This window comes from Mesorhizobium sp. B2-3-15 (genome assembly GCF_006442875.1).
Lineage (GTDB): Bacteria > Pseudomonadota > Alphaproteobacteria > Rhizobiales > Rhizobiaceae > Mesorhizobium > Mesorhizobium australicum.
Map to the genome: position 1 here is coordinate 16,229 of NZ_VFVO01000015.1, position 12,225 is coordinate 28,453.

General features: G+C 61.6%; 12 protein-coding genes. 11 read left to right on the forward strand and 1 reads right to left on the reverse strand.

The window, feature by feature from the left end; translation table 11 throughout:
• Positions 1-14 precede the first annotated feature (14 nt).
• The 9 genes from FJ954_RS26220 (at position 15) to FJ954_RS26265 (ending at position 10,015) form a co-directional block, all read left to right on the forward strand.
• Positions 15-1,508 (forward strand): DegQ family serine endoprotease, encoded by a 1,494-nt coding sequence (locus FJ954_RS26220; protein WP_140664331.1) that lies wholly within the window; start codon positions 15-17, stop codon positions 1,506-1,508.
• Between the two features lie 144 nt (positions 1,509-1,652).
• Positions 1,653-2,960 carry a replication-associated recombination protein A gene (locus FJ954_RS26225; RefSeq protein ID WP_015317971.1) on the forward strand — a complete coding sequence of 436 codons (1,308 nt, stop codon included), beginning with the start codon at positions 1,653-1,655 and terminating at the stop codon, positions 2,958-2,960.
• Positions 2,961-3,271: 311 nt separating this feature from the next.
• The gene (locus FJ954_RS26230; protein WP_246681155.1) at positions 3,272-3,637 is read left to right on the forward strand and encodes a DUF930 domain-containing protein; all 366 of its coding nucleotides are present in this window, start codon (positions 3,272-3,274) and stop codon (positions 3,635-3,637) included.
• A gap of 156 nt (positions 3,638-3,793) precedes the next feature.
• Positions 3,794-4,624 carry an aspartyl/asparaginyl beta-hydroxylase domain-containing protein gene (locus FJ954_RS26235; protein ID WP_140664336.1) on the forward strand — a complete coding sequence of 277 codons (831 nt, stop codon included), beginning with the start codon at positions 3,794-3,796 and terminating at the stop codon, positions 4,622-4,624.
• Between the two features lie 181 nt (positions 4,625-4,805).
• Positions 4,806-5,180, forward strand: coding sequence for a fluoride efflux transporter CrcB (gene crcB / locus FJ954_RS26245; protein WP_140664338.1), 375 nt, complete (start codon positions 4,806-4,808; stop codon positions 5,178-5,180).
• 63 nt (positions 5,181-5,243) lie between these two features.
• Positions 5,244-6,224 (forward strand): RluA family pseudouridine synthase, encoded by a 981-nt coding sequence (locus FJ954_RS26250; protein WP_140664341.1) that lies wholly within the window; start codon positions 5,244-5,246, stop codon positions 6,222-6,224.
• A gap of 47 nt (positions 6,225-6,271) precedes the next feature.
• Positions 6,272-7,144 (forward strand): DMT family transporter, encoded by an 873-nt coding sequence (locus FJ954_RS26255; RefSeq protein ID WP_181173049.1) that lies wholly within the window; start codon positions 6,272-6,274, stop codon positions 7,142-7,144.
• A gap of 12 nt (positions 7,145-7,156) precedes the next feature.
• On the forward strand, positions 7,157-7,948 hold the full coding sequence (locus FJ954_RS26260; protein ID WP_140664346.1) for an ATP12 family chaperone protein: 792 nt from the start codon (positions 7,157-7,159) through the stop codon (positions 7,946-7,948).
• A 177-nt stretch (positions 7,949-8,125) separates the two neighbouring features.
• The gene (locus tag FJ954_RS26265; RefSeq protein ID WP_140664349.1) at positions 8,126-10,015 is read left to right on the forward strand and encodes an MFS transporter; all 1,890 of its coding nucleotides are present in this window, start codon (positions 8,126-8,128) and stop codon (positions 10,013-10,015) included.
• 75 nt (positions 10,016-10,090) lie between these two features.
• Here the strand turns inward: FJ954_RS26265 and FJ954_RS26270 are convergent, their stop codons facing one another.
• Positions 10,091-10,285 carry a DUF2735 domain-containing protein gene (locus FJ954_RS26270; protein WP_140664352.1) on the reverse strand — a complete coding sequence of 65 codons (195 nt, stop codon included), beginning with the start codon at positions 10,283-10,285 and terminating at the stop codon, positions 10,091-10,093.
• A 313-nt stretch (positions 10,286-10,598) separates the two neighbouring features.
• Here FJ954_RS26270 and FJ954_RS26275 point away from each other — a divergent pair, with 313 nt between their 5' ends.
• Both FJ954_RS26275 and FJ954_RS26280 read left to right on the forward strand, forming a co-directional pair.
• The gene (locus tag FJ954_RS26275; RefSeq protein WP_015317962.1) at positions 10,599-11,639 is read left to right on the forward strand and encodes a glutamine synthetase beta-grasp domain-containing protein; all 1,041 of its coding nucleotides are present in this window, start codon (positions 10,599-10,601) and stop codon (positions 11,637-11,639) included.
• A 166-nt stretch (positions 11,640-11,805) separates the two neighbouring features.
• Positions 11,806-12,138: a hypothetical protein gene (locus FJ954_RS26280; protein WP_140664355.1), complete on the forward strand. Its 333-nt coding sequence runs from the start codon at positions 11,806-11,808 to the stop codon at positions 12,136-12,138.
• The last annotated feature ends 87 nt before the right edge of the window (positions 12,139-12,225 follow it).

Genomic DNA, 12,225 nt, shown 5'->3' on the forward strand with positions numbered 1-12,225 from the left:
TTGGAGGATTCGCGATGCGCGCCAAAAGACTGTCCCTTGTTCTGCTCTGCGCCTTCATGGTGTTCGCAGCCACACCGGCAGTTCGGCAGGCGCTGGCCGAAGACGCCGCCAAGCCCGCCGATCCAGGCCTGTCCGACGTGTTGACGGACTTGCTGCATGGCGTCGAAGGCGAGAATGCCACTTCAGGTCCGGACAAGCGCGTGCCTTTCGGCCGCGAGGAGGTCCAGCTTTCGTTCGCGCCGCTGGTCAAGCAGACGGCACCCGCGGTGGTCAATGTCTATGCCTCGCAGACCGCCAAGGTGACATCGCCTTTCGAAGGCGATCCGTTCTTCGAGGAATTCTTCGGCCGTGCCCAGCCGCGTGCGCAGTCTTCGCTCGGCTCGGGCGTGCTCGTCGATCCGAGCGGTGTCATCGTCACCAATTTCCACGTCATCAAGGATGCCGACGAGGTCAAGGTGGCGACCGCCGACGGCCGCGAATTCACCAGCAAGGTGATGCTGAAGGACGAGACGCTCGATCTCGCCGTGCTCAAGATCGAGTCCGACAAGCCGTTCCCGGTCATCGCCATTGGGGATTCCGACGCGCTCGAGGTCGGCGACCTTGTGCTGGCCATCGGCAACCCATTCGGTGTTGGCCAGACCACCACCAGCGGCATCGTTTCCGCGCTTGCCCGCAGCCATATCGGCGTTTCGGATTCGGGTTATTTCATCCAGACGGACGCCGCCATCAATCCCGGCAATTCCGGCGGCGCGCTGATCAACATGGGTGGCCAACTGGTCGGCATCAACACCGCCATCTACAGCCGCAGCGGCGGCTCGATCGGCATCGGGTTCGCCATCCCCGCCAACATGGTGCGGGCTTTCGCCGATGCCGCCAAGGCCGGTCTCGATTTCTTCGAGCGGCCCTATATCGGCGCCGAATTCGAAGCGGTGACGCCGCAGATCGCCGAATCGCTGGGCATGGAAAAGCCGACCGGGGCGCTGGTCTCCTCGGTCGACGCGACGGGTCCCGCCGGCAAGGCAGGGTTGAAGCCGGGCGATGTCGTGCTGCAGATCAATGGCAAGCCGGTCGAGAGCATCGAGGCGCTCGACTACCGCATGGCGACGCTGTCGATCGGCACCAAGGCGAATTTCGCGATCCTGACCAAGGGTCAGCAAGCGGCGATGGACATTGCGCTGGAGCGCGCGCCGGAGGGGGCGAAAGCCTCGGAAGTGACGCTGCATGGCCGCAGCCCGTTCTCGGGCGCGAAGGTCTCGGAACTGTCGCCTCGGCTTGCCCAGAAGCTTGGCTTGCGTACCGACCTCAAGGGCGTGACGGTGATCGATATCAATCGCGATTCGCCGGCCGCCGATTTCGGCTTTCAGCCAGGCGACATCGTGCGCGAGGTCAACGGCACCACCATCGACACCGCCGCGGTGCTGGCGCAGGTAGCCCAGCAGGATACGCGCTGGTGGCGCTTTACCGTCGAGCGCGGCGGGCAGGTACTGCGCCAGGTTTTGCGTTACTGAGTTCGACCCTGAAGGGATCGCGCTCCAAACTTGGAGCAGGTCGGCGTTTCACCAAAACGCCGACCTGCCCTATATCCTTGTTTTGACGCAATCCCGGACGGAAAATCGCTTCACACTTTTCCTGGAATTGCTCTGAGGGAGTGCATGGCCGATCTGTTCAGCGTTGACGAACCGGAAAAGGTGCCGCCCGGACGGCCGCTGGCCGACAGGCTGCGTCCGAAGAATCTTGGGGAGGTCGTTGGCCAGGAACATCTGACGGGACCCGATGGCGCGCTGACTCGGCTGATCGGCTCCGGTTCGCTGGGATCGATGATCTTCTGGGGGCCGCCAGGCACCGGCAAGACCACGGTGGCGAGGCTGCTTGCCGGCGAGACCAGCCTTGCATTCGAGCAGATATCGGCGGTCTTTTCCGGCGTCGCCGACCTGAAGAAAGTGTTCGAGGCGGCCAAGCTGCGCCGTGCCAACGGCCGCCAGACGTTGCTTTTCGTCGACGAGATTCATCGCTTCAACCGCGCTCAGCAGGATTCATTCCTCCCCGTCATGGAGGATGGGACGGTCGTGCTGGTGGGCGCCACCACCGAAAACCCGTCCTTCGAACTCAACGCGGCCTTGTTGTCGCGCGCGCGGGTCATGGTCTTTCATTCGCTGGGTGAGGACAGCATCGCCAAGCTGATGACGCGGGCGGAGGAGGCGGAGGGCAGGGCGCTGCCGCTTGATGATGAAGCACGCACGATGCTCATTCGTATGAGCGATGGTGACGGACGCGCATCGCTGACCCTGGCAGAAGAGGTCTGGCGCGCGGCCAAGCCGGGCGAGATATTCGATCCCGAAGGGCTTCAGCGCATCGTCCAGCGCCGTGCGCCGATCTACGACAAGGGCCAGGACGGCCATTACAACCTGATCTCGGCCCTGCACAAGTCGGTGCGCGGCTCGGATCCCGATGCCGCCCTCTACTATCTCGCGCGCATGTTCGATGCCGGGGAGGATCCGCTCTATCTCGGCCGCCGGCTGGTTCGCATGGCGATGGAGGACATCGGGCTGGCCGATCCGCAGGCCCTGGTCGTCGCCAACGCGGCCAAGGATGCCTATGATTATCTCGGCTCTCCGGAGGGCGAACTCGCCTTTGCCGAGGCCACCGTCTATCTTGCCACCGCGCCCAAATCCAATGCCGTTTACACTGCCTTCAAGGCTGCCACGCGGGCCGCCAAGGAACATGGCTCGCTGCTGCCGCCGAAGCACATTCTCAACGCGCCGACCAAGCTGATGAAGGAAGAGGATTACGGCGCCGGCTACCGCTACGACCATGATGAGCCAGATGCCTTTTCAGGCCAGGATTATTTTCCGGAAAAGATGGGCCGCCAGACCTTCTACGATCCGCCCGAGCGTGGTTTCGAGCGCGACATCAGGAAGCGGCTCGACTACTGGGCAAAGCTGCGCAAAGAGCGGGAATAGCCGGCTTGCGGAGCCCGGTGGCCTTGTCAGTGCGAAACGAGGCCTCGCCCTGGGGGATTTCCACTTCGGTTCTCCTGCATGGGCTGCTCGCCGCCAGCGTTATGTTGTTACCATCGCCGAAGCGCTCGAGCGGGCCAGAGGAGGAGCGCGTATCGGTCGCCATCCTGACGCCACAGCAATTCGAGGTTTCGACAAGGCCGCCCGCACCTCCCATCGAGGAGGCACCCCGCGCACCCATGCCCGAGGCACCGGCGCCTGCTCCAAGCGCTCCTCGATTTCCCGCCACGCCCGCCATGATCCGCCCAACGCGGATGCTGTCGGCCAAGACCCTCGCCGATCCGCGCAGCAAGCAGGCCCGCGCCGATCTCAGGACCTTCGCATCCGATGAGCGCATGGTGCAGCTTTGCAATCTGGAGGCCATGGACCAAATCCGCCAATGGCATGCGGATTTCCAGCCGGAGCGGGTGGTGCCCTACGCGACCGCGGAGGAGAAGATCACCGGCACGACGATCGCCGCTAATGGTGCGGCCTTTCGCAGCCGTAAAAACTGGTACAGTCTGAAGTTCAAATGCCAGCTCGCCAAGGACGGCGAAAGCGTCATTGGCTTTGAATTCCAGGTCGGCGATCCCGTGGCCAAAGATAAATGGGACGAGCTTGGCTTGCCGGCAGTGCATTGACGGCCCGGCAAACTCTACCAGGCAACCAGCTCGGCCAGATACCATGGCCGTTGTGCGGTGACCCAAAAAACCTTATCAAGGCGCACGGTCGGGCGGTGGCCGTTGCCATGATTGGGCACCTCATTCGCAACAGGATCGCGCTTCGCGCGTGGAAAAATGACAAAAACCCTTCGCAAATCCCTTCGCAAATTCGCCATTGCCATCCCGCTTCTCGCCCTTGGCTTCTATTTCATCCCCATCCTGACGACGATCTTCATCGTCTGTGGTCTGATCGACGTGTTGCGCAACGACAGGAAGGATTTGGCGCTGTTCAGTGGCTACTTCCTTGGCAACGGGCTCTTCACCTGGTTGCTGTCGCCCTTCAACCTGCTGGTCGATCTCCTGTGCTACAGAAATCCGGGCGTGTGGAAGCTGGAGCAGTTTCCCGCCGACTACCAGCGTGAGGTCAATGAGGTCCTTGATATCTTCAAGGCGCGCAAAGATGAGATCATCGCCGACATCGACGCCAATTTCGGCGCCGGCCGGCGCGGCATGTATGTCTACCAGTGGTACGGCAAGCACAGGATCGACAACGTCGAGGAATTCAACAAGGACTTCAAATACATCAAAACGATTGCCGTTTCCGTCTTCAGCAAGCGCGAATCGACCTCCTGGCATTTCGGACCGCTGCGGCTCAGCCTGCGTATCCTCTACAATCTGATCCCGGTGAAAGCGGAGATTTTCGTCGAATGCGGCAACGTCAAGAACTACTGGTACGACAATCCGCAGTTCATTTTCGACGACACGCTGCTGCATCGCTCGGTCAACGAGTATGATGGCCGCCGCTACTGCGTGTTCATGGATATTATCAGGCCATCCCCGGTGCCCCGCCTGATCGCTGGCATGCTTGCGGTCGTCTCGGTGAGCGTCGAGCGCATGAACTCGATGTTCTACAAGAACTGGAAGATGATTGGCTCGACAAAGCCAAAGAAGGTCGAAACCACCTAAGTTGAAGATCTGTCGATACTGCCGGCGGAGCCGGCAGTATCCTGAATGCGTCACGGCAGTGATTGCGCTACGTGAGTTGGAAGCCCGGTTCTTGATAGGTCGACTATCTCTGCCATCCCGAAGCTGCGTCACCTCGCTCAAGGGATTGACGCCGGCGTCCTCGCGGGGGCAGTAACGTTCTATGTTCAATCTGCTTCTCGTAGCCGTCGGCGGCGGCATCGGCGCCGGCATCCGTCATCTGACCAGCATGGGCGCGCTGCGCCTCGTCGGTCCCAACTATCCCTGGGGCACGATGGCGATCAACATCGTCGGCTCGTTTGCGATGGGGCTGTTCATCGCCATCCTTGCGCGTCGCGGCGGGTCCGATGAGGTCAGGCTGTTCGTTGCTACCGGCATTCTCGGAGGCTTCACCACCTTCTCCGCCTTTTCGCTCGACTTCGCCGCCCTGTGGGAACGAGGTTCGACACTGCCGGCATTCGGATATGCGCTTGCCAGCGTCGTTGGCGCGATCATTGCCCTGTTTCTGGGACTTTGGCTCGCAAGAACCGTTTCATAATGTTATTGCCGCGCCAAGCGCAGGCCAAGAGCCCTGCTCGGGAAACGGATAAGCGAAGAAGACATGGCAGGCGTTGAACAGATCACTGTGGAGGCCGGCGAGGCGGGCATGCGGCTCGATCGCTGGTTCAAGACGCATTTCCCGGGCCTTGGCTTCGGCCATCTACAGAAGCTGCTGCGCTCCGGCCAGATCCGCGTCGATGGCGGCCGGGTCAAGGCCGACACCCGCGTCGAGCCGGGGCAGATGGTCCGCGTTCCGCCGCTCGAGGTGGACAAGAAGGGCGAGAGTGCGCTCACCGGCCACTCGATCCGCAACCAGGGCGACGCCGATGTGCTCGCCAAGATGCTGATCCACGAGGATCCCAAGGTCTTCGTCTTCAACAAGCCGGCGGGCCTCGCCGTTCAGGGCGGCTCCGGCGTTACCCGCAATGTCGACGACATGCTGGAAGCCTGGCGCAACCAGAAAGGCGAGAAGCCGCGGCTGGTGCACCGGCTCGACCGCGACACGTCGGGCGTGCTGGTGGTGGCCCGCACCAGGCTGGCCGCGATGAAGCTTTCAGAGGCGTTCCGGGCGCGGGAAACCAAGAAGACCTACTGGGCGCTGGTCAAGGGCGTGCCGCCCAAGCGCGAGGACAAGATCTCGACCTGGCTGATCAAGGAGGCTACGCCGGACGGCGACCGCGTGCGCATTGCCGCGCATGGCGAAAAAGGCGCCGACCATGCCGTGTCCTATTATCGCATTATCGAGCAGGCGGCGCAGACCATGACCTGGCTGGAGATGGAACCTTATACCGGCCGCACACACCAGCTTCGCGTCCATGCCGCCCATATCGGCTGCCCGATCATCGGCGACCCGAAATACTTCGAGGCCGACACCAACTGGGATTTTCCTGGCGGCATTCAAAACCGCCTGCATCTGCACGCGCGCCGCATCATTATCCCGCACCCGGACAAGGGCGTCATCGATGTCACCGCTCCGATGCCGCCGCATATGCGCCAGAGCTGGAACCTGATCGGCTTCGACGACGCCAGCGCGGAGGACTAACCGTGAGCGGCGCCACCGATGCGCTCGATCGGCGCGACGCGGTCGACATGGCCGCAGCCGCCATCATGGTCGGCCTGACCTTTTCCTGGGGGCTGAACTACGTCGCCGCCAAGATCTCCTATGCAGGCTATGATCCCGTCTTCCTATCGATCGCGCGTTCGGTCATCGGTGGTTTCTGCGTCTTTCTCTGGTGCCGCTGGCGCGGCATTGCGCTGTTCAGCAGGGATGGGACATTGCCGGCGGGCATTGCGGTCGGCGTGCTTTTCGGCGTTGAGTTCCTTTGTCTCTACGTTGGCCTGGAGCATACGACCGTGGCGCGCAATACGCTGCTGGTCAACTCAATGCCGTTCTGGATGCTGATCGGCGGCCATTTCCTGCTCGGCGAACAGATCACCATGCGCAAGTCCCTCGGCCTGCTGTTGGCCTTCGCCGGTCTTGCCACGGTCTTTTCCGACAAGCTCGGCGGTAGCGGAGACATGCTGTTCGGTGATCTCCTGAGCCTCGGTTCGGGGTTTTTCTGGGCCCTGACCAATATCCTTATCAAACGATCAAAACTGGTCGAGGCGAGTGCGGAAAAACTGCTGCTCTATCAACTCGCCGGCGCGGCGATCGTTGGCATGATGGTGCTACCTCTTGCCGGCCCACCGGTGCGCGATCCGTCCCTGTTGCCGACATTGGCGCTGCTTTTCCAGGCGGTCTATATCGTCGCTTTCACCTATGTGCTCTGGTTCTGGCTGCTGCGCCGCTATCCGGCTTCAGGCTTGTCCAGCTTCACCTTCCTGTCGCCGGTCTTCGGTGTCCTGTGCGGTGCGATCATCTTGAACGAGCCGCTGACCATTCGCATTTTTCTTGCACTTGGCTTGATTGCGGCCGGCCTGATCATCGTCAACCGGCCGGCACGCAAGCTGATACCGGTGTAAGAAAGGCACTTCATGCGTGATATCCTCAACGACCTCGAAGCGGGCAAGTATCTTTCCGATCCGGATCCGGTGCGTCGCGCCCAGATCCAGATGAAGACGCCGCTGCCCAAGCGCTTCTATAAGGAGGTCTCGGTCGCGTCGGCGGAAGGTGGCTTTGCCGTCCGTCTCGACGGCAAGCCGGTGCGCACGCCGGGCAAGGCAATGCTGGCGCTGCCGACCGAGGCGGCCGCGACGCTGGTTGCCGGCGAGTTCGCGGAACAGGGCGAGACGATCAATCCGATGACGATGCCGGTGATGCGGCTGGTCAACACCGCAATCGATGGCGTGGCCAGCGATCCGCAGGCGGTGCTGGAAGACATTCTGCGTTTTGCCTCGTCGGATCTGCTCTGTTATCGCGCCGATGCACCGCAAGAGCTGGTCGAGCGCCAGAACGAGCGGTGGGATCCCGTCATCGACTGGGCCCGCGCGGCACTTGGGGCCCGTTTCAAGCTTGCCGAGGGCATCATCCATGTCGAGCAGCCACGCGAAACCATTGCCGTGCTGGGCAGCCATCTGGCGCAACGCGCCGAACCGCTGCGCCTTGCCGCCATCCATGTCATGACATCGTTGACCGGCTCGGCATTGCTGGCGTTGGCGGTCGATTTCGGCGAGCTCGACGGCGAGGAGGCCTGGGCCGCCGGCCATGTCGATGAGGACTGGCAGATCGCACAGTGGGGACAGGACGCCGAAGCCGTCGCGCGCCGCGCCGCTCGCAAACGGGACATGATGGCCGCCGTCAGCTTGCTCGAAGCGCTGCGGGCCTGAGGGCTTCGCTCCGCCTTCGCACTGCACCTAATACGAAAGTCATAATCCCATCGTCGCGGTGCCCTTTCCCCGCCCTTTCTGCCATTTTTCCTGTGTTGGCTGCGTCTTTGAGTCCGCGTTCGGAGGAGAACGCGGACGTCGGCGCACAGCATCGAAGTCTCACGGGAGGATAGCTCTATGGCAATGGCATCGACCGCCGGCGGAACGAGCCGCGGCATGACGCGGGAGGAGAAGAAAGTCATCTTCGCTTCCTCGCTCGGCACTGTTTTCGAATGGTACGATTTCTATCTCTACGGCTCACTGGCGGCTTTCATCGGCTCGACCTTTTTCAGTCCGACCATTCCCGAGGCAACGCGCAACATCTTCGCGCTGCTGGCCTTTGCCGCAGGCTTCCTGGTTCGCCCGTTCGGCGCGCTGCTGTTTGGTCGCATCGGGGACCTCGTCGGCCGCAAATACACGTTCCTGGTCACAATGACGATCATGGGCCTGTCGACCTTCCTGGTCGGTCTGCTGCCCGGCTATGCAACCTTGGGCATCGCGGCTCCGGTGATCCTTATCGTCCTGCGCATGCTGCAGGGTTTGGCGCTGGGCGGCGAATATGGCGGCGCGGCGACCTATGTCGCCGAACATGCACCCGATGACCGCCGTGGCTTCTACACCTCATGGATCCAGACAACAGCGACGCTCGGCCTGTTCCTGTCGCTGATCGTCATCCTGATCGTGCAGGGATCGCTGAGCAAGGAGACCTACGCCGCCTGGGGCTGGCGCATTCCGTTCATCGTCTCTTTCCTGCTGCTCGCCGTTTCGATCTGGATCCGGTTGTCACTCTCGGAGTCTCCGACCTTCCAGAAGATGAAGGACGAAGGCAAGGGCTCAAAGGCGCCGCTCTCGGAAGCCTTTGGTCAGTGGAAGAACGCCAAGATCGCGCTGCTGGCGCTGCTCGGCCTCACCGCCGGTCAGGCCGTGGTTTGGTACAATGGCCAGTTCTACGCGCTGTTCTTCCTGCAGAACGTGCTGAAGGTCGACGCGCAGTCGGTCAACATTATGATCGCCATCGCGCTGGCTATCGGCTCGATCTTCTTCGTCGTCTTCGGCTGGCTCTCCGACAAGATCGGCCGCAAGCCGATCATCATGGCTGGCCTTGCGCTGGCCATCGTCTGTACCTTCCCGCTGTTCAAGGCGTTGACCTGGGCCGCCAATCCGGCGCTCGCCAAGGCTCAGCAGAGCACTCGGGCAACGGTGACGGCAGCTCCCGGCGACTGCAAGTTCCAGTTCAATCCGGTCGGCACGGCGAAGTTCACGACGTCCTGCGACATCGCGACTTCGTTCCTGACCAAGAACTCGGTTCCCTATGAAGTGGTGTCGACGGCTGCGGCCGGGACGCCTGCGTCAGTCAAGATCGGTACAGAGACAGTGGCGTCCTACGATGCGGTCGCCGCCGGCGATCAGGCCAAGGCCAAGGACGCCGCCTTCGTCAAGGCAGTCAACATGTCCTTGCAGGACGGCGGCTATCCGCTGAAGCGAGCGCCGATCAAGGTCGCGGACCAGAAACTCGATGCCTTCATCGCAGCCAATCCTGAACTTAAGCTCGACGCAGCCGCCATCCGCGGCGGTGAAAAGGCAGCGGTGCCGACCGACCAGGCGGTTAAGGACAAGCTCTTGACCGCCGATGAGGCAGCGGGCGCACCCGAGGTCACCGTCTACAACATACCGGGCGGCGGTGCCTTTGCCATGTTCGCCGATCCGGCGGCGGTTAACTGGCCGATGACGATCGGCATCCTGTTCATCCTGGTCCTGTTCGTGACCATGGTCTATGGGCCGATCGCGGCGATCCTTGTCGAGATGTTCCCGACTCGCATTCGCTACACGGGCATGTCATTGCCCTACCACATCGGCAATGGCTGGTTCGGCGGCCTGCTGCCGGCGACGGTGTTCGCGCTCAGCGCCTACAAGGGCGACATCTACTACGGCCTTTGGTATCCGGTGGTCATCGCGGCGATGACGCTGATCATCGGCATGATCTTCGTCAAGGACACGCTCGGCACCGACCTGCACGCCAAGGAATAGTCGGTAGGCCAGAACGAAAAGCCCGGCGCGAGCGATCGCGCCGGGCTTTTTTATTCAAGATCGACGTGGAAGGGTTCAGCCCTTCCGCTGCGGGTCTTCTTCCTCGACGGCGGCCTCGTGGTACCAGCCATCGAAATCGGCGTGCTCGCCGCGAAGCGCGGCAAGCTCTGCCGCGAATTTGGCCTTGGCGCCTAAATTTAAGGCAGACCTGCGCGCTGCCAGCGGGAACATCAGGATTTTCGCCGACGGACGCGATTGCGTGACTTGCATTGCCGGTCTCCCCGCTTTTTCAGACGCTCGTTGATTCAGCTTGCATCAAAATAGGTCCTGCGATTCATTTAGGCAATATGCCTATGAAAAGATCATGACTTGCCTATGATTTAAGCAATATTGCCGCCTGGATCATCCGCAAGCATTGCTGATGCGGCTCATTAAAATAATCGCCTGGGCACGATCATTTTGCCGCACCCTGCGAGAGCCGAGTGGCACACGAATTGCTTTTTATCCATCGGCAGGCCGGCCTGTTTCGGCCATGCATCGACATCCGCCTGCTTGCGGTGTCCAAGCAACGAGAGGCTCTAGAATGACCAAATACAAGCTCGAGTATATCTGGCTCGATGGATACACCCCGGTCCCGAATCTTCGCGGCAAGACGCAGATCAAGGAATTCGCTGAGTTCCCGACGCTCGAGCAGCTGCCGCTGTGGGGTTTCGACGGATCCTCGACGCAGCAGGCCGAGGGCCACAGCTCCGATTGCGTGCTGAAGCCGGTCGCGGTCTATCCCGATCCGGCCCGCACCAACGGCGTGCTCGTCATGTGCGAAGTCATGATGCCCGACGGTGTTACGCCGCATGCATCCAACAAGCGCGCCACTATCCTCGACGACGAAGGCGCCTGGTTCGGCTTCGAGCAGGAGTATTTCTTCTACAAGGACGGCCGTCCGCTCGGCTTCCCCGAGAGCGGCTATCCCGCACCGCAGGGGCCGTACTATACCGGCGTCGGCTACTCGAATGTCGGCTCCGTTGCGCGCCAGATCGTCGAGGAACATCTTGATCTCTGCCTCGCGGCCGGCATCAACCATGAAGGCATCAACGCCGAAGTGGCGAAGGGGCAGTGGGAATTCCAGATATTCGGCAAGGGTTCCAAAAAGGCCGCCGACCAGATGTGGATGGCCCGCTATCTGATGCAGCGCTTGACCGAAAAGTACGGCATCGACATCGAATACCACTGCAAGCCCCTCGGCGACACCGACTGGAACGGCTCGGGCATGCATGCCAATTTCTCGACCACCTATATGCGTGAAGTCGGCGGCAAGGCCTATTTCGAAGCGCTGATGGCGGCTTTCGACAAGAACCTGATGGACCACATCGCCGTCTACGGCCCGGACAACGACAAACGTCTGACCGGCAAGCACGAGACCGCGCCGTGGAACAGGTTCAGCTATGGCATCGCCGATCGCGGCGCCTCGATCCGCGTCCCGCATTCGTTCGTCAAGAACGATTACAAGGGCTATCTGGAAGACCGCCGTCCGAACTCGCAGGGCGACCCCTACCAGATCGCCTCGCAGATCCTGAAGACGATCGCTTCGGTGCCGGCGAGCGCAGAGATTTCGGCCGCCGCCTGATCCGTTTTATGGCGCGCTTCAATGCGCGGCAGATGGATATTCTTGCAATACAGGCCTGGGCGGAAGCGCCCGGGCCTTTCTTTTTACCGACCCGACATGACGCCACGCGCGGTCAGCGTCGTCACCGACTGCCCCGGAGCGGCGAATTCCCCCAAAAAAAGTCAGGTTGAAAAACAACGAGCGGTTTCACCGAAACGAGCGGCTTTGGCTGACGCTCCTTGCCGCTACTCGTCTCGTGCGGTTCCAAGTTTTCATTGAAAAAGCCCGGAAAACAGCCTGTTTCAGCTCGGTCCGTACGCTGGCGATCCTTTATATAAGCTACTGTTCATGCATTGAAATCGGCGATTTATGCCTCCGTGTGGCGGCGTTGACAGGCTACGCCGCGGCATGCGTATTCGTGGCCTTGGGGTTACGCCAAGCGATGCTGTTCGAACGGGGCGGGGGTTTCGTGAACGACGGCATTGGCGGGGGCGCCGGACGAGCGGGCATTGCAGCCTGAGGCAGTGTGCCGCTCGCTCCTGGCGATTGATTGCGTCCCCCCAAAAAAGCAAGTTGACCATCGTTGCGTGGCTGGCCGCACGCAATC

What these genes read in the sequence shown, in the direction of transcription:
- FJ954_RS26255 (WP_181173049.1), top strand. Translation starts at nt 6,272, where the DNA reads ATGGCCGCAGCCGCCATCATGGTCGGCCTGACCTTTTCCTGGGGGCTG.
- FJ954_RS26265 (WP_140664349.1), top strand. Translation starts at nt 8,126, where the DNA reads ATGGCAATGGCATCGACCGCCGGCGGAACGAGCCGCGGCATGACGCGG.
- FJ954_RS26230 (WP_246681155.1), top strand. Translation starts at nt 3,272, where the DNA reads ATGCTGTCGGCCAAGACCCTCGCCGATCCGCGCAGCAAGCAGGCCCGC.
- crcB (WP_140664338.1), top strand. Translation starts at nt 4,806, where the DNA reads ATGTTCAATCTGCTTCTCGTAGCCGTCGGCGGCGGCATCGGCGCCGGC.
- FJ954_RS26225 (WP_015317971.1), top strand. Translation starts at nt 1,653, where the DNA reads ATGGCCGATCTGTTCAGCGTTGACGAACCGGAAAAGGTGCCGCCCGGA.
- FJ954_RS26275 (WP_015317962.1), top strand. Translation starts at nt 10,599, where the DNA reads ATGACCAAATACAAGCTCGAGTATATCTGGCTCGATGGATACACCCCG.
- FJ954_RS26250 (WP_140664341.1), top strand. Translation starts at nt 5,244, where the DNA reads ATGGCAGGCGTTGAACAGATCACTGTGGAGGCCGGCGAGGCGGGCATG.
- FJ954_RS26270 (WP_140664352.1), bottom strand. Translation starts at nt 10,285, where the DNA reads ATGCAAGTCACGCAATCGCGTCCGTCGGCGAAAATCCTGATGTTCCCG.
- FJ954_RS26220 (WP_140664331.1), top strand. Translation starts at nt 15, where the DNA reads ATGCGCGCCAAAAGACTGTCCCTTGTTCTGCTCTGCGCCTTCATGGTG.
- FJ954_RS26235 (WP_140664336.1), top strand. Translation starts at nt 3,794, where the DNA reads ATGACAAAAACCCTTCGCAAATCCCTTCGCAAATTCGCCATTGCCATC.
- FJ954_RS26260 (WP_140664346.1), top strand. Translation starts at nt 7,157, where the DNA reads ATGCGTGATATCCTCAACGACCTCGAAGCGGGCAAGTATCTTTCCGAT.